The organism is Kribbella steppae, assembly GCF_004342025.1.
In the GTDB taxonomy this organism is placed as follows: domain Bacteria; phylum Actinomycetota; class Actinomycetes; order Propionibacteriales; family Kribbellaceae; genus Kribbella; species Kribbella steppae.
This window is the reverse complement of sequence record NZ_SLWN01000039.1, coordinates 1-1437: the sequence shown is the minus strand read 5'-3', so window position 1 is coordinate 1437 and position 1437 is coordinate 1. Positions and strand designations below refer to the sequence as shown.

Here is a 1437-nt window from a genome sequence, read left to right as displayed (position 1 = left end):
TAGTACGACAGCCGGACTTCGTGATGGTCGGCGTGGTGACGCGACGCGAAGCGGCCACCGCGTGATCATGCCGGGCTTGTGTGGAGTCCAGATGATGTGGCGGTGGCCGCGGGTCACAGCATAGACCCGGGGCGATGGCGGGCGGAGTTCGACGCGTTGATGGCGCGGGTGGCGGGCCGGTTTGCACGGGTGGAGCCGCGCCGGCTGGCCGGTGACGCGGTGCGGGGGTTGATGTCGGATCTGGCGGTGAAGAACTGCTGGACGCTGGCCGAGCATGCTGGCCACGAGTCACCGGATGGGCTGCAACACCTGCTGGGCAAGGCGAAATGGGACACCGACGGGGTACGTGACGACCTCCGCGACTACGTCGTGGCCCGGCTCGGCAGGCAGGACGCGCTGCTGGTCGTGGACGAGACCGGAGACGTGAAGAAGGGCACGCACACCGTCGGTGTGCAGCGCCAGTACACCGGTACCGCGGGACGGATCGAGAACGCCCAGGTCGCGGTGTATCTCACCTATGCCACCGCTGCTGGTCACGCGTTGATCGACCGCGAGCTCTACGTGCCGCAAGTCTGGGCCGACGATGTGGAGCGTCGCGAGCAGGCAGGTGTTCCGGCTGAGGTCGAGTTCGACACGAAGCCAGCGCTCGCGGCTGCGATGGTCACCCGTGGCCTGGACGCCGGCGTGGCTGTGGACTGGGTGACCGGCGACGAGGTCTATGGCGGCGACCCGAAACTGCGCGTGATCTTGGAGGACCGCGGCGTCGGGTACGTGCTCGCGGTCGCGTGCAGCCATCATGTCCGCACCGAAGTCGGCAAGCAGCGCACGGACGAACTCGTCGCGAGTCTGCCGCGCAAGGCATGGCAACGACTCTCCGCCGGTAACGGCTCCAAAGGCCCGCGCTACTACGACTGGGCCTGGATCAGCATCCACCCCGACCGTGCCGAGATCGACGGGCAGTGGTGGCTGCTGATCCGCCGCAACACCACCAGCGGCGAGCTGGCCTACTACCGCTGCTGGGCACCCACACCCGTGCCGCTGCGGGACCTGGTCCGGGTGGCCGGTCGCCGCTGGACGATCGAAGAGTCCTTCCAGGCCGCCAAGACGCTCACCGGCCTGGACCAGCACCAGGTCCGCCGCTGGACCAGCTGGCACCGCTGGACGATCCTCGCCATGCTCGCCTACGCCTTCCTCGCCGTCGTCGCAGCCACCGAACGAGCCGAGAACCCAACACCACAAGGAAATTCACTGATCGCCTTGACCTGCAACGAGATCAAGCGTCTCTTCAACACCTACCTCGCCGCCCCGACACTTGACCTACGTCACCGGCTGCGCTGGTCGATCAGAAGACGCCGACACCAACACCGCGCCCGAACCAGCCACTACCAACGCCGACAAGCCCGCACACCATGAGGATCACGAAGTCCGGCTGTCGTA

The 1437-nt window shown here is 67.2% G+C and carries 1 protein-coding gene; it reads left to right on the top strand.

Features of this window, described 5'->3' with window-relative positions; all coding sequences use genetic code 11:
• The first annotated feature begins 159 nt into the window (after positions 1 to 159).
• Positions 160 to 1413: an IS701 family transposase gene (locus EV652_RS43860; protein ID WP_132217303.1), complete on the top strand. Its 1254-nt coding sequence runs from the start codon at positions 160 to 162 to the stop codon at positions 1411 to 1413.
• Positions 1414 to 1437 lie beyond the last annotated feature (24 nt).